Source organism: Oryzihumus sp., assembly GCF_036391795.1.
Taxonomy (GTDB): Bacteria; Actinomycetota; Actinomycetes; order Actinomycetales; family Dermatophilaceae; genus Oryzihumus.
In genome coordinates this window covers 1-23,732 of sequence record NZ_DASVZH010000202.1, presented here as the reverse complement: position 1 = coordinate 23,732, position 23,732 = coordinate 1, and the positions used below count along the sequence as shown (strand labels likewise).

Annotated in this window: 21 protein-coding genes and 1 riboswitch; of the genes, 9 read left to right on the top strand and 12 right to left on the bottom strand. The window is 73.2% G+C overall.

What is annotated here, in order from left to right; all coding sequences use genetic code 11:
• Positions 1-64: 64 nt before the first annotated feature.
• The 7 genes from sat to VF825_RS12360 form a co-directional block, all read right to left on the bottom strand.
• The gene (sat, locus tag VF825_RS12390; protein WP_331113695.1) at positions 65-1,696 is read right to left on the bottom strand and encodes a sulfate adenylyltransferase; all 1,632 of its coding nucleotides are present in this window, start codon (positions 1,694-1,696) and stop codon (positions 65-67) included.
• A gap of 137 nt (positions 1,697-1,833) precedes the next feature.
• On the bottom strand, positions 1,834-3,459 hold the full coding sequence (locus VF825_RS12385) for an RNA polymerase sigma factor (RefSeq protein ID WP_331113692.1): 1,626 nt from the start codon (positions 3,457-3,459) through the stop codon (positions 1,834-1,836).
• A gap of 305 nt (positions 3,460-3,764) precedes the next feature.
• Entirely contained in the window at positions 3,765-4,172 is a 408-nt protein-coding gene (locus tag VF825_RS12380) for a universal stress protein (protein ID WP_331113690.1), read from the bottom strand.
• A 60-nt stretch (positions 4,173-4,232) separates the two neighbouring features.
• Positions 4,233-5,372, bottom strand: coding sequence for a homoserine O-acetyltransferase MetX (gene metX, locus VF825_RS12375; protein WP_414695840.1), 1,140 nt, complete (start codon positions 5,370-5,372; stop codon positions 4,233-4,235).
• A 34-nt stretch (positions 5,373-5,406) separates the two neighbouring features.
• A riboswitch (SAM riboswitch) is annotated at positions 5,407-5,518 on the bottom strand.
• A 142-nt stretch (positions 5,519-5,660) separates the two neighbouring features.
• Complete coding sequence (locus VF825_RS12370) at positions 5,661-6,749, bottom strand: DUF4192 domain-containing protein (RefSeq protein ID WP_331113688.1); 1,089 nt, start codon at positions 6,747-6,749, stop codon at positions 5,661-5,663.
• Positions 6,750-6,874: 125 nt separating this feature from the next.
• Positions 6,875-7,243: a YkvA family protein gene (locus tag VF825_RS12365; protein ID WP_331113686.1), complete on the bottom strand. Its 369-nt coding sequence runs from the start codon at positions 7,241-7,243 to the stop codon at positions 6,875-6,877.
• Between the two features lie 105 nt (positions 7,244-7,348).
• Complete coding sequence (locus VF825_RS12360) at positions 7,349-8,074, bottom strand: EcsC family protein (RefSeq protein ID WP_331113684.1); 726 nt, start codon at positions 8,072-8,074, stop codon at positions 7,349-7,351.
• Between the two features lie 47 nt (positions 8,075-8,121).
• Here VF825_RS12360 and VF825_RS12355 point away from each other — a divergent pair, with 47 nt between their 5' ends.
• The 3 genes from VF825_RS12355 to VF825_RS12345 all read left to right on the top strand — a co-directional run bounded on the left by VF825_RS12355 (position 8,122) and on the right by VF825_RS12345 (position 11,177).
• Positions 8,122-9,681, top strand: coding sequence for an ATP-dependent DNA ligase (locus tag VF825_RS12355; protein WP_331113681.1), 1,560 nt, complete (start codon positions 8,122-8,124; stop codon positions 9,679-9,681).
• Between the two features lie 130 nt (positions 9,682-9,811).
• Positions 9,812-10,681, top strand: coding sequence for a sulfurtransferase (locus VF825_RS12350; protein ID WP_331113679.1), 870 nt, complete (start codon positions 9,812-9,814; stop codon positions 10,679-10,681).
• 25 nt (positions 10,682-10,706) lie between these two features.
• Complete coding sequence (locus tag VF825_RS12345) at positions 10,707-11,177, top strand: SufE family protein (protein ID WP_331113677.1); 471 nt, start codon at positions 10,707-10,709, stop codon at positions 11,175-11,177.
• Here the strand turns inward: VF825_RS12345 and VF825_RS12340 are convergent.
• Both VF825_RS12340 and VF825_RS12335 read right to left on the bottom strand, forming a co-directional pair.
• A complete protein-coding gene (locus VF825_RS12340; RefSeq protein ID WP_331113674.1) occupies positions 11,150-12,481 on the bottom strand; it encodes an MFS transporter in 1,332 nt (443 codons plus the stop codon). The two genes, VF825_RS12345 and VF825_RS12340, sit on opposite strands and share 28 nt — an antisense overlap.
• Positions 12,482-12,536: 55 nt before the next feature.
• On the bottom strand, positions 12,537-13,787 hold the full coding sequence (locus tag VF825_RS12335) for a hypothetical protein (protein WP_331113672.1): 1,251 nt from the start codon (positions 13,785-13,787) through the stop codon (positions 12,537-12,539).
• A gap of 132 nt (positions 13,788-13,919) precedes the next feature.
• Here VF825_RS12335 and VF825_RS12330 point away from each other — a divergent pair, with 132 nt between their 5' ends.
• Positions 13,920-15,641, top strand: a complete 1,722-nt coding sequence (locus tag VF825_RS12330; RefSeq protein ID WP_331113670.1) for a DNA polymerase — start codon at positions 13,920-13,922, stop codon at positions 15,639-15,641.
• 42 nt (positions 15,642-15,683) lie between these two features.
• Positions 15,684-16,481: a DUF1206 domain-containing protein gene (locus VF825_RS12325; protein WP_331113709.1), complete on the top strand. Its 798-nt coding sequence runs from the start codon at positions 15,684-15,686 to the stop codon at positions 16,479-16,481.
• 72 nt (positions 16,482-16,553) lie between these two features.
• Here the strand turns inward: VF825_RS12325 and VF825_RS12320 are convergent, their stop codons facing one another.
• A complete protein-coding gene (locus VF825_RS12320) occupies positions 16,554-17,471 on the bottom strand; it encodes a PAC2 family protein (protein ID WP_331113667.1) in 918 nt (305 codons plus the stop codon).
• A gap of 230 nt (positions 17,472-17,701) precedes the next feature.
• On the opposite strand from VF825_RS12320, the gene VF825_RS12315 reads away from it, so the two are divergent.
• The 3 genes from VF825_RS12315 (at position 17,702) to VF825_RS12305 (ending at position 21,203) form a co-directional block, all read left to right on the top strand.
• A complete protein-coding gene (locus VF825_RS12315; RefSeq protein WP_331113665.1) occupies positions 17,702-18,301 on the top strand; it encodes a TetR/AcrR family transcriptional regulator in 600 nt (199 codons plus the stop codon).
• Between the two features lie 77 nt (positions 18,302-18,378).
• The gene (locus tag VF825_RS12310) at positions 18,379-19,944 is read left to right on the top strand and encodes an MFS transporter (protein ID WP_331113663.1); all 1,566 of its coding nucleotides are present in this window, start codon (positions 18,379-18,381) and stop codon (positions 19,942-19,944) included.
• Between the two features lie 152 nt (positions 19,945-20,096).
• Complete coding sequence (locus VF825_RS12305; protein WP_331113661.1) at positions 20,097-21,203, top strand: oxidoreductase; 1,107 nt, start codon at positions 20,097-20,099, stop codon at positions 21,201-21,203.
• A 9-nt stretch (positions 21,204-21,212) separates the two neighbouring features.
• On the opposite strand, the gene VF825_RS12300 is transcribed toward VF825_RS12305, so the two are convergent.
• Positions 21,213-22,058 carry a carbohydrate kinase family protein gene (locus VF825_RS12300; RefSeq protein ID WP_331113659.1) on the bottom strand — a complete coding sequence of 282 codons (846 nt, stop codon included), beginning with the start codon at positions 22,056-22,058 and terminating at the stop codon, positions 21,213-21,215.
• Between the two features lie 30 nt (positions 22,059-22,088).
• Between VF825_RS12300 and VF825_RS12295 the strand changes: the two genes are divergently transcribed.
• Complete coding sequence (locus VF825_RS12295; protein ID WP_331113657.1) at positions 22,089-22,985, top strand: pseudouridine-5'-phosphate glycosidase; 897 nt, start codon at positions 22,089-22,091, stop codon at positions 22,983-22,985.
• An 11-nt stretch (positions 22,986-22,996) separates the two neighbouring features.
• Here VF825_RS12295 and VF825_RS12290 read toward each other — a convergent pair whose 3' ends face one another.
• On the bottom strand, positions 22,997-23,704 hold the full coding sequence (locus VF825_RS12290) for a class I SAM-dependent methyltransferase (RefSeq protein ID WP_331113655.1): 708 nt from the start codon (positions 23,702-23,704) through the stop codon (positions 22,997-22,999).
• Positions 23,705-23,732: the final 28 nt, after the last annotated feature.

Below are 23,732 nucleotides of genomic sequence, written 5' to 3'. Positions count from 1 at the left end.
GCACCTGACCACCGCCGACCGCGGGGGCGGGTCGCCAGGACGCTGCCCTGCTCCGGCATGGCACTCAGGCGCCGACCTGCTCCTCCTGGCCGGTGAGGTAGCCGTGGGCCCGCAGCTGCCCCAGCAGGGCGTCGACCCTGGCGCGGGCAGACCGCGAAGAGCCCGGTGACCCCGACCGGCCTGCCGTTCCGGCCGGGGCCACCGGTACGAGGAAGAAGCCGCCCCAGGCCTCGACCTCGATCCGCATCCGCTCCAACGCCGGGGCGTCGGCGGTGTGGACGGTGCACAACGCGATGTCACCGGCCCGGGTGGACTCCACGGCCTCGGCGGTCAGCCCGGCGAGGTCGGTCGCCGGCCCCGGAGCCCGTGTCAGCTGCCCATGGGGATTGTCGTCGTCGCCGATCCGCCGGACCCGACGGCCCAGGGACTGGAGCCGGCAGGCGAGCTCGGCCGTCGTGGCGGTCGTCTCCGTGCCCGGCTCGCCCACGAGGACCACGGTGACCCCCCGCTCGGGCAGGGGCGGGTAGCGACGTCGCAGCACCGACGCGACCGCCGGCGGCGTGAACCAGGAGGGCAGGGTCTGGCCCCGGGCCAGCCGGCGCCGGACCTCGGTCCCGGAGATGACGCTGACCTGCGTGCCCGGGGGCACGTGGTCCACCGGCTCGTAGCTGTCGGTGTCCTCGACGTAGCCCAGCTGCGGGAAGGAGACCATCGAGACCGCGAGCTCGTCCTGGTGCCGGCGCACCAGCTCCTGCGCGGCATATGGGTTGTAGAAGGGCCGGCCCAGGCTGTCCGGCCCGGGGCCGGCGTGGTCACGGCCGACGATCATGTGGGTGGCGCCGAAGTTCTGGCGGATGATCGTGTGCCACAGGGCCTCCCGCGGGCCGCCCATCCGCATGGCCAGCGGCAGCAGCGCGAGGGTCGCCTGCCCGCTGCGATAGGTCGGCAGCAGGCTCTCGTAGCAGGCGATGCGAGTGGCCACGTCGACGTCGCCGGGCTTGGTGGGGCCGACGACCGGATGGATGAGCAGGTGGGCCCCCGTCTCCCGGGCGGCCCGCAGGGTCAGCTCCTGGTGCGCGCGGTGCATCGGGTTGCGGGTGTTGAAGGCGACCACCCGGGCGATGCCGAGCCGGTCGAAGTGGGCGCGGAGCCCGGCCGGGGTGAACCGCGGCCCCGCACCGTCAAGCGTCCGCGCCGACGGCAGCACCTCCAGCCGGCCGGCGAGGTACCACCCGTGCGTGCGGTAGAGGAGGTGGTTGACGCTGGGGTGCGCCGGGTCGCACCGGCCGAAGACCGCCTCGGCCTCCACCCGCGGGTCCACCCGCCATGCCTCGTGAACCCCGAGCACCGCGAACAGCCGGCCCTGGTCGTCGCGCAGGCCCAGGTGCCCCCACAGCAGCGCCGCGTCGCGGGTGCGGTCGTCCACGTCCAGGGTCACCGGGATCGGCCAGAGCGTCCCGTCGGCGAGGCGCATCCGCTCGCAGACCGAGGCGTGGTCGGCCCGGCCGAGGAAGCCGGTCAGCGGGGAGAAGGCACCGCAGGCCAGCAGGTCCAGGTCACAGCGCTGCCGCTGCGTGAGGACCCAGGACGGCCACCGGTCCGCCATCGCCACGAGCTCGGCCGCGCGGGCCTCGCCGACCACCAGGTCGACCAGCTTCCCGCCGTGCGGAGGCGCCAGGCCCCGGTCCGCGTGCATCCTGCCTCCGTCGTCGTCGACCGCATCGTGCGCCGATTGTCACGGCCCGGCGCCGGAAGGCGCCTCCGTCGTTCGACGGAGGACGACGAAGCGCCCGCCACCCCTTCGGGGGTGACGGGCGCTGCGGTGGCTGCGGGTCAGTCGAGGTAGTCGCGCAGGACCTGCGAGCGTGAGGGGTGACGCAGCTTGGACATCGTCTTGGACTCGATCTGGCGGATCCGCTCGCGGGTCACGCCGTAGACCTTGCCGATCTCGTCGAGCGTCTTGGGCTGGCCGTCGGTGAGGCCGAAGCGCATCGAGACGACGCCCGCCTCCCGCTCGGACAGCGTGTCGAGGACCGAGTGCAGCTGCTCCTGCAGCAGCGTGAAGCTCACCGCGTCGGCCGGCACGACCGCCTCGGAGTCCTCGATGAGGTCACCGAACTCGCTGTCGCCGTCCTCGCCGAGCGGGGTGTGCAGCGAGATGGGCTCGCGACCGTACTTCTGGACCTCGACGACCTTCTCGGGGGTCATGTCGAGCTCCTTGGCGAGCTCCTCCGGGGTGGGCTCCCGGCCAAGGTCCTGCAGCATCTGGCGCTGGACGCGGGCGAGCTTGTTGATGACCTCGACCATGTGCACCGGGATGCGGATGGTGCGGGCCTGGTCGGCCATCGCGCGGGTGATCGCCTGGCGGATCCACCACGTCGCGTAGGTCGAGAACTTGTAGCCCTTGGTGTAGTCGAACTTCTCGACCGCACGGATCAGGCCGAGGTTGCCCTCCTGGATCAGGTCCAGGAAGAGCATGCCGCGACCGGTGTAGCGCTTGGCCAGGGAGACGACCAGACGAAGGTTGGCCTCGAGCAGGTGGTTCTTGGCCTTCTTGCCGTCCTGGGCGATCCACCACAGCTCGCGCTTGAGCTTCATGTCGATCTTGTCGCCGGAGTTGAGCTTCTCCTCGGCGAACAGGCCGGCCTCGATGCGCTTGGCGAGCTCGACCTCCTGCTCGGCGTTGAGCAGGGCGACCTTGCCGATCTGCTTGAGGTAGTCCTTGACCGGGTCCGCGGTCGCACCGGCGGTGACGACTTGCTGCGCCGGGGCGTCCTCCTCGTCGTCGTCACGGATGACGAAGCCGGCCTCCTCGGACTCCTCCTCCGGCTCGGCCTTGGCCGGGGTCTCGGCGTCCTCGGCACCTTCCTCGGCGGCGGTCTCGGGCTCGTCCTCGACCGCGACGTCCTCGAGCTCGCTCTCGTCGACCTCGGTCGGCTCCTCCTCGGTGTCGACGGCCTCCTCGACCCCCTCGGCAGCGGTGTCGGTGCCGGCCTTCTTGGCCGCGGTCTTCTTGGTGGTGGCCTTCTTCGCGGCCGCCTTCTTGGCCGGCGCGGCGGCAGCAGCCGCGGCCGCCTTGGGCGTCGCCGCCTTCGCGGCCGTCTTGGTGGCTGCGGGCTTCGCGGCGGTCTTCGTCGCGCCGGCCGCCTTCTTGGCGGGGGCCTTCTTCGTCGCCTTGGCCGTGGTGGTGCGGCGCGACGAGGTGGCGGCGACCGCACGGTGCGCGGTGGCGGTGTCGAGGGTGACGCTGATCCCCTGCTCCTCCAGCGAGCGCAGGACGGCCTTCATCCTCTTGGGCTCCACCTCGGCGCCGAGGAGGGCGTCGCGCAGCTGGCTGCTGTCGACCGAGCCGTGGGCGTTACCGATCGCCAGGAGCTCCTGGAGGGCGGGGTGGGAGAACTCGGCCGGCAGCGGGCGCGCAGGGCGCTCCGCCGACGGGACGGGGTGGGCGTTCGACACAGGCGACACCGACTACCTTTCGTCGCGACTCTGGTGCACCGCAGGTCAGATCAGCTCCGGAAGCGGTGCCGACGGAGACCGAGGACGTTGCGGGAAGTTCGTGGTGACCGGATCGGCGGCGGCATCTCCGGTCGTGCAGATGAACATTGTAAAACGTCCGAGGTCATGCCCGCGCCCCGAGTGTCCCAAATCCACGCCACGACAACGCTGCACACCGCCTCCGAACTGCAACAACGCCCGGGGGCACCCGATCCTTCCCGCCCCACGCCCTTCGCAACCCGTGGCGAGCCGCGCGTCGCGGGCCCTCAGCCCTCGGCCGGTGCCTTGACCGCCAGGACCGGGCAGGGGGCGTCCAGCAGGATGCGCTGGGCGTTGGAGCCGAGGATGAGCTTGCCGACCGGGGTGCGCCGACGCAGCCCGATCACGATGAAGTCGGCCCCGACCTCCTCGGCCGCGGCGATCAGGTCCTCGGCCGGCTCGTTGCCGCGCACCAGCTGACGCACCTCGTGCTCGACGCCGACGTCGTCGAGCTGGGCCTGGACCCCGCGCAGCTCCTCGTCGAACCGGGTCGCCTCTTCGGCGTCCAGGTCCTTGCCGCCGCGGTTGGAGTTGATCACGACCAGCCGGGTGCGCCGCAGCAGGCACTCCTCGGCGGCACGGCGCAACGCCGCTCGCCCCTCCTTCGTCGGCACGTAGCCCACAACGACGGCCACCTGAACCTCCTCGTCCAGTCGCGCAGCGCGTGCTGCTCCGTGCCGCGACCGTACCGGATTTCAGCGGGCGCGTCGTGACGACGCGGATGCCTCGCCGAGGGCCTCGCGCAGGATCTGCCCGACCTGCCCGATCTCGATGAGGAAGCCGTCGTGGCCGTAGTCCGACCGGACCCGGCGCGCCGGGCCGACGGCGGCCGGGGCGCTGGCGATCTCGTCGGACAGCCGCGGCGGGTAGAGCCGGTCGGAGTCGACGCAGGCGACGGTGAGCCGCGCGGTGACCCGCTCGAGGGCGGCCTGCCAGCCACCGCGGCCGCGGCCGACGTCGTGGGAGTTCATCGCTTCGGTGAGCACGAGGTAGGAGTTGGCGTCGAAGCGCCGGGCCAGCTTGTCCGCGTGGTGGTCCAGGTAGCTCTCGACCGCGAAGCGGCCGCCGCCGCCGAGCGGCTGCTCCTCCCCCTGCGGGTGACGGCCGAAGCGCTCGGCCAGCTCGTGCTCGCTGCGGTAGGTCACGTGCGCGATCCGGCGCGCGAGGCCCAGCCCAGCCTCCGGCCCGGCCGGGTGGCCGTAGTAGTCCCCGCCCCGGAAGTGCGGGTCCTGCCGGATGGCCAGCAGCTGCGGCTGGCACCACGCGATCTGCTCGGCGGTGGCGTAGGCGCCGCTGGCCAGCACGATGCACGCCTCCACCCGGTCAGGATGGGTGACCGCCCACTCCAGCGCCCGCATGCCGCCCATGGACCCGCCGAGGACCCCGGCCCAGCGCTCGATGCCCAGCGCGTCGGCGAGGCGAGCCTCGACCTCGACCTGGTCGCGGACGGTGACGTAGGGAAAGCGGCTGCCCCAGGGCCGCCCGTCGGGGTCGGCGCTGGCCGGACCGGTGGTGCCCTGGCAACCACCGAGGACGTTGCTGGCGACGATGAGGTACCGGTCGGTGTCCAGCGGCCGGCCGGGACCGATCAGCCCGTCCCACCAGCCCGGTGTGGGATGGCCCGCGCCGGCCGGGCCGGCGACGTGGCTGTCCCCGGTGAGGGCGTGCTCGACGAGGATGGCGTTGTCGCGGGCGGCGTTGAGCCGGCCCCAGGTCTCGTAGGCGACCCGCACCTCCGGCAGCGAGCCCCCGGCCTCGAGGGCCAGGCCCCCGACGTCGAGGTGCCGACGGCCGGGACGGGTCGTGGCACGCAGCGGGTCGGAGATGACGGTCACGGCGGCTCCCTGGGAGGTCGTCAGGGCCCGGCCGGGCCCGCGCTTGCCACCTGTGGTCCAGGTGGCCCGGTCATCACCCGGGGCACCCCACCGCGGTGGAGGGTTGCCGTCCAGCAAGCCGGGGCTACGCGCTGGAGCTCATGACCTGCGCGCCACTGTACGCCCCACGTCCCACCGACCGGACCGCCCGTCCGCGTGGTGGACCCTCGGTCGGCGGCGTGCCGACGGGTGGGGGCAGCGACTCGGTCGCGCCTGCTCGGGCGGACGCCCGGTCAGGCGGAGGCCCGGTCAGGCGGAGGCCCGGTCGGGCCGGATCGCGAGGTCGACCATGCGCTCGAGCAGCGCGGCGAGCCGGTAGCCGGGGTCGGCCGCCAGTGCCCGGTCCAGCGCGACACGGGTGAGCGCCCCGTCGCCGCGCCACCAGGTGAGGTTGGCCAGCACCGTGAGGGCCGCGACCGCCCACTCGTCGGGCAGGATCCCGCAGAGGGACACCAGCCGCGCCTCGACCCGGCGCTGAGCGGTGACCTGGGCGGTCCCGGGCTCCCCGCGACCCCAGCCGCGCACAGGCAGGGCGTCGCGCAGCTGCTCCCACAGGCGCGGGTCGACGAGGTCGAGCTCGAGCGTGCCGGGGCACAGCCACGCGACCAGCGCGTCGCGCAGGTGCACGTCGACCAGCGAGCACGCAGCCAGGGCCAGGTCGGCCGGCGGCAGGGCGGTGACCGCCGGGGCCGCGTCGTCCTCGCGCAGCACCTCGGCCCACACGGCGAGCGCCCGCGCCCGCTGCTGCTCCAGGTCGGTCTGGTCGTGGTCGTGGTCGTGGCCGTCGGTCACGGCCTCGAGCCACTCCTGCGCGCAGGCCTGCACCGCACGGGTCAGCAACGGATGGGCCCCGGGCTGGAGGCTGGCCACGAGCTCCTCCCGCCCGGCCAGCGGCGCCACCTCCATGCCCACGAAGTCGGCCACGGCCGGCACCTCGTGGTCGGGCGGCAGCGGCGTGCCCGCCGCGGGACAGCAGCCTTCGATAGTGCAGTCGAGGGCGAACCAGCGCCCGTCGCGCACCACAAGACGGTCCACCACCGGCAGCCCCATCTCGTCACACGCGTCGTCGAGCGCGTCGAGCATCGGCACCGACGCCCCCTCACCCTCCTCGTAGCCGACGAGCAGCGCCGACTCGGGCCCGTCCGCGGCCAGTGGTCCGGTCATGGCGGCGACCGCCTCGGGGACGTGCTCGTGCGGTGGCAGGTCGAGCCGCTGCACGAGGCCCATGCGGCGGCCGTGGAGGCTGACCACCACGACGCTGTCACGCGGGTGGTAGCCGAGCTGGTAGGGCAGGACGGCCAGCACATCGGCCGGCCCTCGGAGGTGGAGTGTCGTCATGACCCGAGCGTGCGGCGACCGCCGGGGCGCGGACAGAGGCTGCTGCGCGCCTGTGGACGGTGGGACGGCCGGCGGGGGGCTTGTGGACAGACGACGACGCGACGACGACGGCGCCGCCCGGTGGGTCAGCGCAGGACGTCCCCCGGCACCGTGTGGCGGCGCTGCTCCTCCCACGCGAGGAACGCCTCGGTCTCGTTGACCACCGTGGTCGCGATCCAGGACACGACGATGGCGTCGTCAGCCAGCCCGAACAGGCCGAGCAGGGCCTCCGGGGCCAGGTCGATCGGTGACACGACGTAGGCGACGGCCCCGACCAGGAGCGCCAGGCGCCCCAGGCTCGTCCCGGAGTACTCGCCACGCGCGGTCGCGCGCACGAGGCGCGGCAGGCTGGACAGCCGCGTGCCCAGCCCCGGGCTGCCGGGGCGGGTCACGGCGCGCAGCGCGCGGGCGATGTTGCGGAAGGCGCCCCAGCGCAGGGCGGTGGCGGTGCTCACGGGGACTCCCCTCTGCGGGCGCAGCAGCGGCCCGCCATTGATGGGTCGGTGCCGGTATGACGAGTGGTTGCGGGCGGCGGTTCCGGCACCACCGCCCGCGGCCGCTCAGGAGCCCAGCTGGCGGGACCGTCGCGGGAACTCGTGGCGGGAGTGGTCAGCGATCCGCTTGAGCAGGTAGGTGTCCAGGCCGGCACCGACGACGCCGCCGACCAGCGGCACGGCCTTGCCGAACCGGGTCAGGGTCTTCTTGCCGACCTGGGTCAGCAGCCGGAAGCCGACCGCCTTGTTGACCACCATCAGGGCCGGCCCGGGCAGCTGCTGCGCGGCCAGGTTGGCCAGGCGCCCGGTCTTGGTGAGGCCGGCCTTGGACAGCAGGTCGTCGGCGTCGGCACCGACGAGGGCCAGCAGGACCGCCGACCGGACCTCGGGCTGGCGGATGTCGTAGCCCCGGGCGGAGGCGATCCCGGCCACCATGCGCGTGGCGACGAGGTAGAACTCGAGCACGTTGGCCGGCAGCGCGACGGGCAGCGTGACGAAGCCGCCGAGGCTGGTGACGAAGCCGCCGGCCGCGCCCATCTTCAGGTGCAGCCGCACGATCGCGTCCACGGCACCTTCGACGTCGGCGTGGTCGGTCAGGGCGACGTCGGCGACCTTCTGGGCCGGGTCGAACGGGCCCTTGCCGTCGATCCCGACGTCGAGCAGCCGCTCGACCATCCGTGCCGCGGTGCCGCCGAGGGCGGCCTCGTCGACCACCGGCTCGGGCGTGCCGGCCGGCAGGACCACCTCGCCCCCGGCGGTGTCGATGCTGCTGTCCCTGTCGAAGATGCCCACCTGGTCTCCTCACGTCGACTGTCGGCCCATCCTGCCAGCATGGGCTCATGTTGCTCGCCGAGGTGGTCGCCACGTCCGCTGCCGTGGCTGCCACGGCGTCGCGCAACGCCAAGGTGGGGCTGCTCGCCGACCTGCTTCGCCGCACCCCGGCAGCTGACGTGGCCGTGGTGGCGCGGCTGCTGTCGGGCCAGCTGCGCCAGCGGCGCACGGGCATCGAGCTCGCCGGGTGGCGCGACCTGCCGCCGGGAGCGCCGGTGGCCACGGTCACGGTCGCCGGGCTCGACGACGCGATGCAACGCGCCAGCGAGCTGTCCGGCCCGGGCTCGGCCACGTCGCGGGCACAGCTGGTGGCCGACCTCCTCGGCCGGCTCACTGCCGCCGAGCAGGTGTTCCTTGTCGGCGTGCTGCGGGAGGGGCTGCGCCAGGGCGCCGGCGAGTCCCTCGTGCTCGCGGCGACCGCCCGGGCGGCCGGCGCCCCCGAGACGGAGGTGCGCCGGGCCGTGACCGTGAGCGGCAACCTCGCGGCCGTGGCCGAGGCGGCCCTGACCCGCGGGCCGGGCGCCCTGGCCGGGTTCAGCCTCACCATCGGGCAGGGCGTCGGGCCGATGCTGGCGGCCTCGGGCAAGGACCTCGGTGCCGCCCTGCAGCGCACCGGCCCCGCGGGCGTGGAGTGGAAGCTCGACGGCATCCGTGCCCAGCTGCACCGCGACGGCTCCGACGTGCGGGTGCTGACCCGGTCGCTGGAGGACATCACCGACCGGGTGCCGGAGGTGGTCGAGGCCGTGGCCGCCCTGCCACTGGACCGGGCCATCCTCGACGGCGAGCTCATCGCCCTGCGTCCCGACGGCCGACCGCGGCCGTTCCAGGAGACCGGGGGACGCACCGCCAGCCGGGTCGACCCCCAGGCGGGCCGGCGGACCACCCCGCTCACGGCATACCTGTTCGACGTCCTGCACCTGCAGGGGCAGGACCTCATCGACGAGCCCGGCGACGTGCGCCGCGCGGCGCTCGAGCAGGCCGTCCCGGGCGGGCTGCTCACCCCGCGCCTGGCCGTTCCCGACCCGGGAGACCCGGGCCAGGTGGCCGCGGCGCGCGCGTTCGCCGACGACGCGCTGGCTCGCGGTCACGAGGGCGTCGTGGTCAAGGCCGACGCGGCGACCTACGACATGGGCCGGCGCGGCTCGGGCTGGGTCAAGGTCAAGCCGGTGCACACCCTCGACCTGGTGATCCTGGCCGTCGAGCGCGGCTCGGGCCGCCGGTCGGGCTGGCTGAGCAACTTGCACCTCGGTGCGCGCGACCTGCGGGGCCGGTTCGGTCCGCCCGGCGGCTTCGTCATGCTCGGCAAGACGTTCAAGGGGCTGACCGACGAGATGCTGCGGTGGCAGACCGAGGTCCTGCCCCGCCACGCCGACGGCCCGACCGACGGCTACGTCGTGCGGCTGCGCCCCGAGGTGGTCGTCGAGATCGCCTTCGACGGGGTGCAGGCCTCGAGCCGCTACCCCGCCGGGCTGGCCCTGCGCTTCGCCCGCGTGGTGCGGCATCGGCCGGACAAGTCCCCCGCCGAGGCCGACGTCGTCGAGGCGGTCGAAGCCTTCGCATCGCCATAACTTGTCGTTATGCTGTCCATAATCCGAACCTCGGTCTGGAGGGCTTGCCGCGCCCTGACACGATGAGGGCCGCGGGGCTCCCCCTCCCGTGCTGACCTGTCCGCCCACCGACACCCCGGAGGTGCCTGTCATGGCTCTGCCCATCGACGACAACCCGCAGTTCAAGGAGTACGCCCACCCCGAGCGGCTCGTGTCCACGCAGTGGCTCGCCGACCACCTCGGGCAGGACGGCCTCGTCGTCGTGGAGTCCGACGAGGACGTCCTCCTCTACGACACCGGCCACATCCCGGGCTCGGTCAAGGTGGACTGGCACAACGACCTCAACGACCCGCTGACCCGCGACTACGTCGACGGTGCCCGGTTCGCCGAGGTCCTCGGCCAGCGCGGCATCGGCCGCGACACCACCGTCGTCATCTACGGCGACAAGAACAACTGGTGGGCCGCCTACGCCCTGTGGGTGTTCTCCCTGTTCGGCCACGAGGACGTGCGCCTGCTCGACGGTGGCCGTGCCAAGTGGATCGCGGAGGGCCGCGAGCTCACCCGCGAGGTGCCGACGCCCACCCCGGTCGACTACCCCGTCGTCGAGCGCGACGACAGCGTCATCCGCGCCTTCAAGGACGACGTCCTCGCCCACCTCGGCCAGCCGCTCGTCGACGTGCGCTCCCCCGGCGAGTACTCCGGCGAGCTGCTGCACATGCCCGACTACCCGCAGGAGGGAGCGGTCCGCGGCGGCCACATCCCCGGCGCCAAGTCCGTGCCGTGGGCTCGGGCCGCGGCCGAGGACGGCACGTTCAAGCACCGCGCCGACCTCGAGGCCATCTACCTGCAGGAGCAGGGCCTGAAGCCCACCGACGACGTGGTGGCCTACTGCCGCATCGGGGAGCGCTCCTCGCACACGTGGTTCGTGCTGACCCACCTGCTCGGGTTCGAGAAGGTGCGCAACTACGACGGGTCCTGGACCGAGTGGGGCAACGCGGTGCGCGTGCCCGTCGAGAAGTGACCCGGGACTGACGCACACTGTGAACGTGAGCACCGACACCGACCGCGCCGCCCTGCCCACGGCCCTGGCCGAGATCGCCGAGGACTTCGCCTCGGTCGCCGTCCGCGACCGGCTCGAGCTGCTGCTGGAGTTCAGCGACGGCCTGCCCGACCTGCCCGAGCGCTATGCCGGGCACCCCGAGAAGCTCGAGCAGGTCGACGAGTGCCAGTCGCCGCTGTTCCTCGTCGTCGAGCTCGACGACGAGGACGGGTCCGCGGACGACCGGCGGGTGCACCTGTTCTTCCAGGCGCCCGCCGAGGCCCCCACCACGCGGGGCTTCGCCGGCATCCTGCACGAGGGCCTCGACGGCCTGACCGTCCCGGAGGTGCTCGCCGTCCCCGACGACGCGCCCTACCGCTTCGGCCTGGCCGAGGCCGTGTCCCCGCTGCGGCTGCGGGGCATGGTCGCCATGCTCAGCCGGATCAAGCGTCAGGTGCGGCTGAAGTCCGCCGCCTGACCCTCGCTCGCCTGCTGGTCCTCGTGCTGCCGACGCGGCATGAGGGCCAGCGCGGCGAAGGAGACCACGCAGCAGCCCACGATGTACCAGCTGATCCCTGTGCTGGACTTCGTCGAGGACAGGATCGCCGCCGCGATGAGCGGCGCCGGTCCCCCGGCCACGACCGAGGCGAGCTGGTAGCCCATCCCCGCACCGCTGTAGCGCACGTTGGTGCCGAAGCTCTCGGCGATGAGTGCCGCCTGCGGGCCGTACTGCATGTCGTGGACCACGAGTGAGACCACGATCGCCAGCAGCACCAGGCCCGCGGAACGGGTGTTGAGCAGGCCGAAGTAGGGGAAGGCGAACAGCGCCGTGCAGACGATGCCGGCGCCGTAGACGCGCTTGCGGCCGAGCCGGTCGGACAGGTGCCCGAAGAACGGCACGCTGACCAGGCCGAGCCCGGCGGCGAGCAGGCTGTCGTTGAGCAGGTCGCCCTTGTCGAGCTTGAGCTCCTTGGTGCCGTAGGTCAGCACGAAGGTGATGAACAGGTAGAACGGCGCCTGCTCCGACATCCGCACGAACGCCGAGCTGAGGATCTCGCGCGGGTGGCGCCTGATCGCCTCCCAGGCCGGCTGGCGCACGACGTCCTCGCTGCGCTGGACCTGGGCGAACTCCGGGCTCTCCAGCACGCGGAGCCGCACGTAGAGCCCGATGCCCACCAGGACGATGCTGACGAGGAACGGCACCCGCCAGCCCCAGGTCTCGAAGCCGTCCCCGCTCAGCGACGTCATCAGCTTGACCATGCCGGTGGACAGCAGCAGCCCGATCGGCACGCCCAGCTGCGGCCAGCTGGCCATGAGGCCGCGACGGCGCCGGGGACCCCACTCCATGGACATGAGCACCGAGCCACCCCACTCGCCGCCCACGCCGATGCCCTGGATGATCCGCAGCAGGGTGAGGATGACCGGGGCGGCCAGGCCGATGCTGGCGTGGCTGGGCAGGACGCCGATGAGGAAGGTGGCGACCCCCATGAGCATCAGGGTCGTCACGAGGGTGGCCTTGCGCCCCACCCGGTCACCGAAGTGGCCGAAGATCGCCGCCCCGATCGGTCGGGCGGCGAAGCCGACGAACTGGGTGCTGAACGCGGCCAGCACACCGGCGTAGGTCGAGCTGTCGGGGAAGAACACCGACGGGAAGACGAGCGCCGCCGTGGTGCCGTAGAGGAAGAAGTCGTACCACTCCACGGTCGTGCCGACCGTGCTGGCCAGCACCGCCCGACGCCGTTGACCGGCGACGAGCGACCGGTCCTGGATCTGCTCAGACATGCCACACCCCTTTGTCGAGACGCACTCCCGGGACGCAACCCTCCCCGAGGGGCTGCTACTGCAGGGTCATCCGTGGCTCACCGGCCACCAGGCCCGTGCCGGCGATGGAGCAGGTGCCGCCGCGCGGCATACCGGCGTTGTAAGCCTGTCGCACGCAGCTGCGCAGCGCCATCTGAGCCCAGTAGTTGGGGTGCAGGCTCTCCTGGATGTAGTAGTCGCTGCCCGCGGTCGAGACGGTGCGGACCTGGTTGATCCACTCGGTCTGGTCGACGGCGCCGGACTGGGTCCAGGAGGTCAGGCCCTTCTCCTCGTACAGGCCCACGGTGTTCTCGCACAGCCGGCGGCCGTTGAACGCCGAGGCCAGCTCGAGGGTGCGCACCCCGGTGACCCCGGAGGCGGCGACCGCGTTGCGGACCGTGGCGTTGATGGTGGACAGCGCCGAGCTGTTGGCCCAGTCGGCGTCCTTGTCCCAGAAGCCGCAGCCGCCGGTGGACTGCCGGGTGTAGCCGGACTGGGAGTAGCGGAAGGCCGAGGACGCCGGGATCGGCGAGGGGTAGGTCTGCACCAGCATGGTCCAGGAGCCGTCGGCGTAGCCGGCGTCGCGCATCCCGGTGCGCACGTTCTGCAGGGCGGTGACGATCCGCGACTGCACCGCGCTGATGTTGGCGGACGTGAAGTTCGAGGTCACCGAGGAGTCGTCGTTGCAGTAGTTCGGCGCCCACGAGGAGGAGCCCAGGAAGTCCTGCACGCACTGCTGCACGATCGAGCCGAAGTTGAAGTCGTTGCCGCCGATGCCGACGACCACCATCTTGACGTTGTGGCCGGCAGCGAAGGTCTGCAGCATCTTGGCCTGGCCCTGCTGGCCGGTCCCGTTGTCGGCGAAGTCCAGGCCCGGCTTGAAGTAGCCGTTGCTGTCGGTGAACGTCGTCGTGCGCGCCCCGGAGCAGGCCAGGTTCATGCCGTTGACGCCACCGCCGATGTAGGCCTCGTCGGCCTTGCTGCGGTGGCACCGCGGGATCTGCTCGGCGGTGTTGCTGTCGTTGTCGAAGTAGGCCGTGGAGCCCAGCGCGTCGGCCGGCGTCTCGCTGGTGTCGGAGTTGCCCGCCCACCGGCCGGCCTCGCCGGAGATGTAGCTGTCGCCGACCGTGACGACCCACGGGGTGCCCGACCCGGGGCCGTCCGCGGCCGCGGGGGCGGCCAGGGCCAGCCCGCCGAGGGTGCTGGCGCCGAGCGTCAGGGCGAGGAGAGCCTCACCGAGGCGGTGACGGCGGAAGAAGCTGGGGCGGGACTCGTAGTGCGAGGTCATGCAGGACGCTCCAAGCGACGCAGCGAGGTGCCCTCTCGTGAAGGCCCGGCGCAGCGTGGCACTTTGTCCCGATTTGCGGCTAGACCTCTTGACCAAGATTTGACTGTCGTTGGCCTGATGTTGGATGGAGAGGTGAGCTCTGTTCCCGCCCCCGGCCACCCTGCGGACGCCCCCGGGCACGTCGCCGTCGCCTTCGGCCGGGACGTGGCGGCCCTGACCGGCGACGGGGTCGAGCTGTGCGGCACCCCCGAGCAGGTGCGCGCCCGGGTGGCCGAGCTCGAGGCCGAGCGCCACCCGCGGTGGACCTGGTGGGCGGCCGGCGGTGACGGGCGCGCCCTGGTGGCACACGGCATACGGCCGCAGCGGTGCTGGGACGTCGCCGAGGCCCACCGGCTCCTGGCCGGGGGCTGGGCGGCCGGGGCGGACCGGGCGTGGGCGACCGCCGCAGGACTGGACGTCGATGCCCTCCCTCGGCCCGCCGGGGGCGACCTGTTCGACCTCGTGACCACCGGCGACGTGGGAGACCCCGACGCCGCGGTGCGACCCGACGGCTACCTGCGACCGGAGGCCCTCGAGCCTGCCTGGGTCACCGGACCCGAGCGCGCCCTGTCGCTGGCCCGGGCGGCACTGCAGACCTCCTCGCGCCAGCGCGCGCTGCTGGCGCAGGGCGGCGCCCGCCCGGTGGGCACGGCCACCTCGGAGTCCGCCGCGGCGCTGCTGTGCATCGAGCTCGAGCTCGACGGGCTGCCGGTGGACCGGGCACGCGCCGAGGAGCTCATCACCGCCGCCGCCGGCGAGCGCCCACGCTCGGACGAGCACGCCCGGCAGCTGCGGCGCGAGCGCGACACGTTGGTCCTGACCCACGCCCCGGGACGGGAGTCCACCGACCTGCGCAACCCCGTGCAGGTGCGCGAGCTGCTCGCCTCGGTCGGCGTGGTCGTGCCCGACACGCGCGCCTGGCGGCTGGAGCCCTACCGCGGCGTGCACCCCCTGGTCGACGCGCTGCTGGGCTGGCGCAAGGCCGAGCGGATCGCCACGACCTACGGCTGGACCTGGCTGGACACCCACGTCGGCCCCGACGACCGGCTGCGCGGCGGGTGGACCGCCTGCGACGGCGCCGCCGGACGGATGACCGCGCAGAACGGCCTGCACAACCTGCCCACCCCGCTGCGCCCGGCGGTCGCCGCCCACCCCGGGCACGTGCTGGTCCGGGCCGACCTGGGCCAGATCGAGCCACGCGTGCTGGCCGCGGTCTCGGGCGACCGGGCTTTCGCCGAGGCCACGCGCGCCGCCGACCTCTACGCCCCGGTCGCGCAGGCGCTGGGCGTCGAACGCGCCGTGGCCAAGGTGGCGGTCCTGGCCGCGATGTACGGCCAGACCAGCGGCGCGGCCGGGGAGGCGCTCAAGGACCTCCAGCGCGCCTACCCCGTGGCCATGGCCTACCTAGAGCGGGCGTATGCCGAGGGGCTGGCCGGGCGCGCGGTGCGCACCTTCGGGGGGCGGCGGGTGCCCATGTGGCAGCTGCCGGCGGACCTGCCCGCCTCGGCCGTCGGCGCCGCCACGGCGTCGCGCGGCCGCTTCGCCCGCAACGCGGTCATCCAGGGGGCCGCGGCCGAGCTGTTCAAGGCCTGGGTCGCCACGCTGCGGCTGGCCGTGCGCGATCTCGGCGCCGAGGTCGTGCTGTGCCTGCACGACGAGGTGCTCCTGCACGTGCCGCAGGAGGCCGCCGGCCGGGTCGCCCATCTGGTGGACGAGGTGCTCACTGCCAGCGCACGACGGTGGACCGGCTCGTCGGCCGTACAGTTCGTCGCGGACACCAGCGTCATCGCCCGGTGGTCCGACGCCAAGGCATGACCGTCCGGCGTCCGGCACAGCAGGAGGAGAGACCCCGTGGAGATGAGCGACGTCAAGCAGGCGGCCCGTCAGGCCGGTGACCACCCGGCGGTCGAGTGGATGGCGCGCGTCGGCTACGCGGTCAGCGGTGTCATGCACCTGCTCATCGCGTGGATCGGCCTGCAGCTGGCGTGGTCCAGCACCGCACAGTCGGCGGACCAGTCGGGTGCGCTGCAGTCGCTGGCCGGCAACGGTGTCGGCAAGCTGACCCTGTGGGTGGCCGTCGTCGGCTTCCTGGGCCTGGCCCTGTGGCAGGTCACCGAGGCCGTGGGCGGCTACCACGGCACCGGCGCCCGCAAGTGGGGTCAGCGGTTCAAGGCGCTGGCCAAGGCCGTCGTCTACGCCGTGCTCGCGTCGACCAGCTTCGCCTTCGCCCGCGGCCAGGTGGGCAAGAGCGGCAAGCAGCAGACCGTCGACTTCACCGCCTCGCTCATGAGCCGCAGCGGCGGGCGCACCCTGGTCATGCTGGTCGGACTGGTCGTCATCGGCGTCGGCGTCTACCACGTGGTCAAGGGCGCCCAGAAGAAGTTCCTCCGGGACCTGGTCGAGCACCCCGGCGCCGTGGCCACCCAGGCCGGCGTCATCGGCTACATCGCCAAGGGGATCGCCCTGGCCATCGTGGGCCTGCTGTTCGTCGTGGCCGGCGCGCAGAAGAGCCCCGGCAAGGCGACCGGCCTCGACGGCGCGCTGCACGTCCTGCGCGCACAGCCGATGGGCCCCGCCCTGCTGACCGTCATCTCGCTGGGCTTCGCCGCCTACGCCGTCTACAGCTTCGCGCGGGCGCGCTACGCGCGGGTCTGAACCACCCGGCACACCCACAGGTCGGCCCCGGGCGGGAGCGCCCGGGGCCGACCTGTGTGCTGGGGGTCGCGCTCAGTCCTCGTCGTCCTCGGCCTGGGTGCGCAGGAAGTGCTCGAACTCCGCGCCGATCTCGTCGGCGGTGGGCAGCTCGCTGACGTCGGTGGCGAGCAGGCTCGGACGCTGGCGGCCCTCGATGAAGCTGTCGTACTGCCGCTCGAGAGCCTCGACCACCTGGGCCACCTCCTCCGAGCCGGCGATCTCCTGGGCGATCTCGGCCCGGTTGAGACCCGCTGCCGCCGCGAGTCCCTCGGTCGGGATGGCCAGGCCCGTGGCGGCGATGACGGCGTTGAGCCCGGTGAGCGCGGCGTCGGCGTACTCGGACTGGGCGAGGTAGTGCGGCACGTGCACCGCGTAGCCGAGCGCGTCGTGGCCGGCCTCCCCCAGCCGCAGCTGGAGCAGCGCGGTGATGCTCGCGGGCACCTGCACCGTGCCGAAGACCGGGTCGTGGGCGCCGATGAGGCGCGGGTCCGTGGCGTGCGGGGTCATGCCGATCGGGCGGGTGTGCGGGACGGCCATGGGTATGCCGTGCACGCTCACCGTGAGCGTCACCCCGAGGTGGACGACGAGCTGACGCACGGCCTCGACGACCCGCTCCCACTGGTAGTCGGGCTCGGGGCCGGCCAGGACCAGGAACGGCACGCCGTCGGCGTCGACGACCCGATGCAGGACCAGCGAGGGGTCGGCATAGCCGGACCACCGGTCGCGGTCGAAGGTCATCGCCGGGCGCCGGCCGCGGTAGTCGAGCAGCTGGTCGACGTCGAAGGACGCCACGACCGTGTGGTCGAGGGAGTCGAGGACGTGCTCGGTGAGCAGGCGCTGGGTCTGCCCGGCGTCGACGAAGCCGCCGAGTGAGACCAGCAGCACGGACGCGCGCAGGTCGCGCGGGTCGGTGTCGGTCTCGAACCGGTAGAGCTCGGACGGGTTCTGCACGGACTCGCCTTTCGTCGGACGGTGGCTCCGGGGCCGGAGGCGTTGCACTCCAAGCATCTCAACACATCGGGACCTGGCGGGATTCCGTCTGGGAAAAGCGGTTGTGGCGGGTCGGGACGGGACGTAACCTGCCGGATGAAACGAAACTGTTTCGTTTCATCCGGCCCGCCGAAGTGGCGGCGGAGACCAGCGCCGGGGCACCCGGCACGACCCCGGAGGACGCGCCACCCATGACTGCACCGACCACCCGACCGCGTGTCGAGGGCGAGCGTGAGGCGGAGATCTTCGACGCCACCGCCCGCCTTCTGGTCGAGCACGGCTACGACCGGCTGACCCTCGACGCGATCGCGACGGCGGTCAAGGCCAGCAAGGCCACGTTGTACCGGCGCTGGTCCGGCAAGGCCGACCTGGTCATCGACAGCCTGGCGCACCTCAAGGGCCCCGAGCACGGCGAGCCGATGGACACCGGCAGCCTGCGCGGGGACCTGCTCGCCATGGCCTGCAGCGAAGGAGGGCTCACCGACGAGATGCCGGTCGGCATCATCGGCGCACTGATCCCGGCACTGCACCGCGACCCCGACCTCACGCGCGCCTTCCGGGAGCGCTTCATCGGGCCCAAGCTCGCCCTCGCGGCGGCGGCCTTCGACCGGGCTCGCCTGCGGGGCGAGGTCGGCGCCGGCGCCGACCTCGCGTTCCTGGCCCGGATCCTGCCGTCGATGGCCACGCACGAGATGTTCGTCTTCGGCACCTGCGTCACCCGCGAGCACGTCGCCCGCATCGTCGACGAGGTGGTGCTGCCCGCCTGCCGGGCCACCCTCACCGACCACTGACCCCGAGCCCCGGGCCCTGTCGGACCCGGGCGGGAGCATCGACCTCAACCACATTCCACGAAGGGACCGGACACGAGATGTCCAGCAACACGGCCGCGGAGGCGGTCACCCCAGGCCACGCGGCCGCCGGGGACCACGGTCACCGGCACCTCGGCCTCGCGCTGACGATCATCAGCGCCGCGCAGCTCATGGTGGTGCTCGACGGCACGATCGTGAACATCGCGCTCCCCCACATCCAGACCGACCTCGGCTTCACCGCCAGCAACCTGTCCTGGGTGGTCAACGCCTACACCCTGGCCTTCGGTGGCCTGCTGCTGCTCGGCGGCCGCCTCGGCGACCTGCTCGGCCGCCGCCGGATGTTCGTCATCGGCGTGCTGGTCTTCGCCGCGGCCTCGCTCTTCGGTGGCCTCGCCCAGAACGAGGCGATGCTGCTGGGCTCGCGCGCGCTGCAGGGCCTGGGTGCGGCCATCGCCTCGCCCACGGCGCTGGCGCTGATCACGACGACCTTCCCCGCGGGCCCGCCGCGCAACCGGGCCTTCGCGGTCTACGCCGCCATGTCGGGGGCCGGCGCCGCCGTCGGGCTCATCCTCGGAGGCGTGCTCACCGAGTCCTCCTGGCGCTGGACCTTCTTCGTCAACGTGCCGATCGGCATCGTGGTCGCCCTGCTCGCCCCGAGGTTCCTCGGCGAGTCCCCGCGTCAGCACGGAGCCTTCGACCTGCCCGGCGCGCTCACCGGCACCCTGGGCCTGGGCTCACTGGTCTACGGCCTGACCCACGCCGCTCCCCCGCACCACTGGGGTGACGCCCTGACCGTCGGGCCGATCGTCGTCGGTCTCAGCCTGCTGGCCGCGTTCGTGGCCATCGAGCGGCGCGCGGAGCACCCGCTGCTGCCGTTCCGCATCCTCGCCGACCGCACCCGCGGCGTGAGCTTCACGGTCATGCTCATCGTCGGTGCTGCGATGTTCTCGATGTTCTACTTCCTCGGCCTGTTCATCCAGCAGGTGCTCGGCTACTCCCCGGTCAAGACCGGCTTCGCGTTCCTGCCGTTCAGCTTCGGTGTGGTCATTGCCGCGCAGGTGGCCTCGCGCCTGATCAACCGGGTCGACCCGCGCTGGATCGCCGGCGCCGGCACCCTGCTGGCCGCCGGCGGCATGTGGGGCTTCTCCCACCTGACCGTCACCAGCGAGTACGTCACCGGGCTGCTGCCGTTCATCCTCATGCTCTCGATCGGCATGGGCCTGACCTTCGTGCCGCTGACGCTGACCGCGGTGGCCGGCGTGGCCAAGAAGGACTCGGGCGTGGGCTCGGCCGTGCTGAACACCATGCAGCAGGTCGGCGGCACGCTGGGGCTGGCGACGCTCGCGACAGTCGCGGCCACCAACGGCACGCAGCGGGCGCTCGAGCTCGCCGCCGCCATGAAGTCCAAGGGTGGGAGCGGCCAGCCGCCGTCGCCGGAGGCCATGGCCCAGGCCAGGCACCAGATCGCCCTGGCGGCACAGACCTACGGCTCGACCCGGGCCTTCGTCGTCGCCGCCTTCATGATCCTCGGCGGTGCCGTGGTCACGGTGATCGGCCTGAACATCAAGCACCAGCGGCTCGCTGCCGACGGGGCCGAGGCCCCGGTCGGTGTCCACGCGGGCTGAGGCCTGACCGGCCGGTCCGGCCCGCCTGGACCGGCCAGGCACACCGTCGACGGGCGGGCTCCCACGTGGGGGCCCGCCCCGTCGGCGTCTCGACCGCCCGACCGCCGGCGTCTCGAATGTCCGACCTGCCCGATCCGCCCTAGATTCCCGCCATGACGCTTCTGGTGGGGACGGGGTCCTTGGTTACGGCAGCCCTGATGATCGGGGGAAGCATGCTCGGCACGAACGCCGCCGCGCCCGGGCACAGACCGGGTGGCGCGCCGCGGCACGACGGTGCGCACCCGGCATACCGGTGGGTGGACTCCCCCACCGGCAGCGACGCCCGGCTGCGCGGACTGTCCGCGGTCTCCCGCGAGGTCGCCTGGGCGAGCGGCACCGGCGGCACGGTGCTGCGCACCACCGACGGCGGGCGTACCTGGGACTCGGTCGGCCCGGCGGGCACCGAAGCACTGCAGTTCCGCGACATCGAGGCGACCTCGGCCGAGCACGCGGTGGCCCTGTCGATCGGCGAGGGTGAGGACAGCCGGGTCTACGTCACCGACGACGGTGGCCGCTCCTGGGCCGAGTCGTTCCGCAACACCGACGCGCGGGCGTTCTACGACTGCATGGCGTTCTTCGACCACCGCAACGGCCTGGCCGTGAGCGACCCGGTGGACGGGAAGTTCCGGCTCATCCGGACCCGCGACGGCGGCCACTCGTGGTCGCTCGTCGACCCGGCCGGGATGCCGGCGGCCGAGCCCGGCGAGTTCGGGTTCGCCGCGAGCGGCACCTGCCTGTCGGCGGGGCCCGGCCACCAGGCGTGGCTCGCCACGGGCGGCGTCGACCCGGCCCGGGTGTTCAGCAGCCAAGACGGTGGTTCCACCTGGTCGGTGACCGGCACCCCGGTCGCCGGGGCGGAGGCGGGTGGCATCTTCTCGGTGCGGTTCCGCGACGCCCACCGTGGTGTGGTGGTGGGCGGCGACTTCACCGACCCGACGGGGGCGAGCGACAACGCCGCCTGGACCACCGACGGCGGGCGCACCTGGCACGTCGTGACCGGCCGCTCCCCCGGCGGCTACCGCTCCGGCTCGGCGTGGGTGCACGGCACGCACGCGACGGCCCTCGCGGTCGGCCCGACGGGCTCGGACGTCTCGGTCGACGGCGGGCGCTCGTGGACGGCGTTCGACTCCGGCAGCCTCGACAGCGTCGAGTGCGCGGTCGATGGCGCGTGCTGGGCCTCGGGCGAGCACGGTCGGGTGGCTCGCCTGACCCGTGACTGACCGTCGGCGTCAGCGGGCCGGCGGCTGCGCCCCCTGGTGGGCGATGCACTCGGCCGCGGCCCGCATCGCCGCGTCGGGACCGTCCACCAGGTAACCCGCGGCGAGGGCGTCACCCGCCCCGGTGACGTCGACCACCGGTCCTGGCACCGGCACGTGCTCGTGGTGGATGCCGCCGTCGAAGAACCCCGACCCGCGGTCGCCACGCTTGACCACGGCCTCGCAGTCGACGTCGGCCAGCGAGGCGGGCTCCACCCCGAGGACCTGCCACTCGGCCTCGTTGCCGAACACCACCTCGGGGCGCAGGTCCTGCAGCAGCGTCCAGAACGGTTGCACGCCAAAGCTCGCGATCATCCCCGCCGAGGCCAGGTCGACCCCCACCCGCAGGCCCTGGACGTGCGCCTCGTGCGCGGCGGCGACGAGGACCGCCGGGTCCGGAGCGCGCAGCAGCAGGTAGCCCGACAGGTGCAGCCAGTCCGCGCCGGCCAGCCACGCCGGGTCCGCCAGCGGCGCATCGATCCACGACAGGTCACCGGGGTCGGAGGCCAGGGTGCGGTGGCCCTGCGTGGTCAGCGACACCACCGCACCGGCATCGGCGTCCCGCGGCAGGCTGTGCAGGGTGATCCCGCGCTGCCGCAGCTGCTCGTCGAGCATCGTGCCGACCGCGCCGGTGGTGCGCGGGCCGAACAGCCGTGCCTCCCCGCCGAGGTGGCGCACCCAGGCGGCGACGTTGGCGGCCTGACCACCGGCCGACAGCGAGATCCGGGCCGGGGTGTCGTCGTCCTCGCGCAGCGGGTGGTCGGTGGCCACGATGATGTCCAGCATCACGTCGCCGGCGACACAGACGACAACGGGCATGCAGGCCTCCGGGGTGCCTAGGGTGCTGACGTGATCATTGCCGACGAGGTCCGCTCAGCGCTCGAGGACGGCCGGGGTGTCGTCGCCCTGGAGTCCACGATCATCAGCCACGGCCTGCCCACGGAGTCCAGCGCGCGCATCGCCCGTCAGATCGAGGACGCTGTGCGCGAGTCCGGGGCCGTCCCGGCCACCATCGCGGTGCTCGACGGGCACGTCCGCGTCGGGCTGGACGACGCCGGGCTCGACCGGATCGCCACCGACCCGGTCGTAGTCAAGTCGAGCATCCGCGACCTGGGCAACGTCTGCGCCGCCGGTCTGACCGGCGCGACCACGGTGGCCTCGACGGCATACCTGGCCCACCGGGCCGGCATCCGGGTGTTCGCGACCGGCGGCCTGGGTGGCGTGCACCGCGGCGCCGCGCAGAGCTTCGACGAGTCGGCCGACCTGCCGGCGTTGGCCTCGGTGCCGATCGCGCTGGTCTGCGCCGGCGTGAAGTCGATCCTCGACGTCGGAGCGACGCTGGAGCGCCTGGAGACGCTGTCGGTGGAGCTCGTCGGCTACCGCACCTCGCGCTTCCCGGGCTTCTACATCCAGGACAGCGGGTATGCCGTGCCCTGGGTCGCGCGGTCCGCCGAGGAGGTGGCTGCGGTGCTGCGCACGCGTGACGGGCTGGGGCTGACCCAGTCCCTGGTCGTGGCCAACCCGATCCCGGACGGCAAGGAGATGCCGCGCGACCTGCACGAGGCGACCCTGGCCTCCGGCCTGGAAGCCCTTGCGGCACAAGGGGTCACCGGCAAGGACGTCACGCCGTTCCTGCTCGCGTGGTTCCACGAGCACACGCACGGCGTGAGCCTGCAGGCCAACATCGACCTGGTGCTGGGCAACGCGCGGGTCGCCGGCGAGGTGGCCGTCGCGCTGACCCGCTGAACAGGCGGGCGTCAGGCGGGGCGGTGGGCCATGACGTAGCCCTGCGGCTGCTTCTCGTGCGGGGCCGGCTCGCAGACCACCCGGGCGTCGACCACCAGGCCGGCCTGGCCGAGCAGGTCCGCCACGAGCTCCATCGGCGTCCAGTAGATCTGCAGCGAGAGGTCGTGGCCGTAGGCGTGCTGCAGGTGGACCTGGCAGTCCCCCACCTTGAACGCCGTCAGCAGCGGGGCGCCCGGCGCCAGCACCCGGCAGACCTCGGCGTAGACCGCCGGCAGCTCGGCCGGGGGCGTGTGCACGGTGGAGTACCACAGCAGCGCGCCCCCGAGGCCGGCGTCGGGCAGGTCGAGGTCCAGGATCGACCCCACCTCGAAGCGAAGGTCGGGGTGACGGCGTCGCGCCTCGGCAACCATGCCCGGTGACAGGTCGACCCCGAACGCGTCGACGCCGAGCGCGGCCAGGTGCCCGGTCACGCGCCCCGGGCCGCAGCCCAGGTCGCCCACCGGGCCAAGACCGGCGGTCGTGGCCGTCTCTGCGAACGCCGCCAGCAGGGCCCGGTCGAACGTCCGGGCGTCCAGCTCGTCCTCGAGCAGGGCGGCGTAGGAGGCCGCGACGGTGTCGTAGGAAGCCTGCGTCCCCGCGAGGTCCTCGGCGGACGGCATCGGGGTGCCGGGCGGGACGGCGAGGGACACGCTGGCGCGGGGTGCGCTGGACCGGGGCATGGCGGGGACCCTAGCGACGTCGCCGGAC

Excerpts from the sequence above, each read along its gene's own strand:
- VF825_RS12335 (WP_331113672.1), bottom strand. The coding sequence starts at position 13,787 with ATGACCTCGCACTACGAGTCCCGCCCCAGCTTCTTCCGCCGTCACCGC.
- sat (WP_331113695.1), bottom strand. The coding sequence starts at position 1,696 with ATGCACGCGGACCGGGGCCTGGCGCCTCCGCACGGCGGGAAGCTGGTC.
- VF825_RS12310 (WP_331113663.1), top strand. The coding sequence starts at position 18,379 with ATGTCCAGCAACACGGCCGCGGAGGCGGTCACCCCAGGCCACGCGGCC.
- VF825_RS12325 (WP_331113709.1), top strand. The coding sequence starts at position 15,684 with ATGAGCGACGTCAAGCAGGCGGCCCGTCAGGCCGGTGACCACCCGGCG.
- VF825_RS12315 (WP_331113665.1), top strand. The coding sequence starts at position 17,702 with ATGACTGCACCGACCACCCGACCGCGTGTCGAGGGCGAGCGTGAGGCG.
- VF825_RS12290 (WP_331113655.1), bottom strand. The coding sequence starts at position 23,704 with ATGCCCCGGTCCAGCGCACCCCGCGCCAGCGTGTCCCTCGCCGTCCCG.
- VF825_RS12305 (WP_331113661.1), top strand. The coding sequence starts at position 20,097 with ATGACGCTTCTGGTGGGGACGGGGTCCTTGGTTACGGCAGCCCTGATG.
- VF825_RS12340 (WP_331113674.1), bottom strand. The coding sequence starts at position 12,481 with ATGTCTGAGCAGATCCAGGACCGGTCGCTCGTCGCCGGTCAACGGCGT.
- VF825_RS12355 (WP_331113681.1), top strand. The coding sequence starts at position 8,122 with ATGTTGCTCGCCGAGGTGGTCGCCACGTCCGCTGCCGTGGCTGCCACG.
- VF825_RS12370 (WP_331113688.1), bottom strand. The coding sequence starts at position 6,749 with ATGACGACACTCCACCTCCGAGGGCCGGCCGATGTGCTGGCCGTCCTG.
- VF825_RS12350 (WP_331113679.1), top strand. The coding sequence starts at position 9,812 with ATGGCTCTGCCCATCGACGACAACCCGCAGTTCAAGGAGTACGCCCAC.
- VF825_RS12300 (WP_331113659.1), bottom strand. The coding sequence starts at position 22,058 with ATGCCCGTTGTCGTCTGTGTCGCCGGCGACGTGATGCTGGACATCATC.